This is a genomic window from Mesorhizobium sp. M1A.F.Ca.IN.020.06.1.1 (genome assembly GCF_004023265.1).
Taxonomy (GTDB): domain Bacteria; phylum Pseudomonadota; class Alphaproteobacteria; order Rhizobiales; family Rhizobiaceae; genus Mesorhizobium.
Window position 1 is genome coordinate 1 of the sequence record NZ_RZSR01001530.1, and the last position, 816, is coordinate 816.

Annotated in this window: 1 protein-coding gene; it reads left to right on the forward strand. The window is 66.4% G+C overall.

Translation table 11 applies throughout. The features are described 5' to 3' along the window. Positions 1 to 816, forward strand: an 816-nt coding sequence (locus EOA60_RS35345; protein WP_164899890.1) for a MobA/MobL family protein, incomplete at both ends; no start/stop codon positions are given.

Consider the following 816-nt stretch of genomic DNA (forward strand, 5'->3'; position numbering starts at 1 on the left):
GCGCAACAAGGCCGGCAAGATCGTCTACCGACTCTGGTCCGGCGAGAAGGCGGAATTCCTGGAGCAGCGCAATCGCTGGCTCGACCTGCAGAATCAGCATCTGGCGCTCGCCGGTTTGGAAATCCGCATCGACGGACGTTCCTATGCCGAGCGTGGCATCGACCTGGTGCCGACGACGCATATCGGCGTGGCGACGAAGGCGATCGACCGGAAGGGCGAGAAGGCTGGCTGGTCGCCGAAGCTCGAACGCATCGAGCTGTTCGAGGAGCGCAAGGCCGAGAACCGCAAACGCATCCTGCGCAAGCCGGAGATCGTGCTCGATGTAGTCTCTTCGGAAAAGAGCGTCTTTACCGAGCGCGATATCGCCAAGGTGCTGCACCGCTATGTCGAGGATGCCGGCGACTTCCGGAATCTGATGGCGCGCATTCTGCAAAGCCCGAAGCTGCTCCGCATCGAGCGTGAGAGCGTCGACTTCGCGACCGGCGAGAGGACGCCGGCGCGCTATACCACGCGCGAGCTGATCCGCCTCGAAGCCGGCATGGCGCGCCGCGCGATCTGGCTGTCGGAGCGCGGCTCGCATGGCGTTCGCGATAAGGTGCTGGAGGGCGTCTTCTCGCGTCACGAGCGGCTCTCCGCCGAGCAGAGAGCTGCTATCGAGCATGTGACGAAGGCGGGCGCCATCGCCGCAGTCGTCGGCCGCGCCGGCGCCGGCAAGACCACCATGATGAACGCCGCCCGCGAGGCCTGGGAGCTCGCGGGCTACCGCGTGGTCGGCGCCGCCCTTGCCGGCAAGGCGGCCGAGGGGCTTGAGAGGGA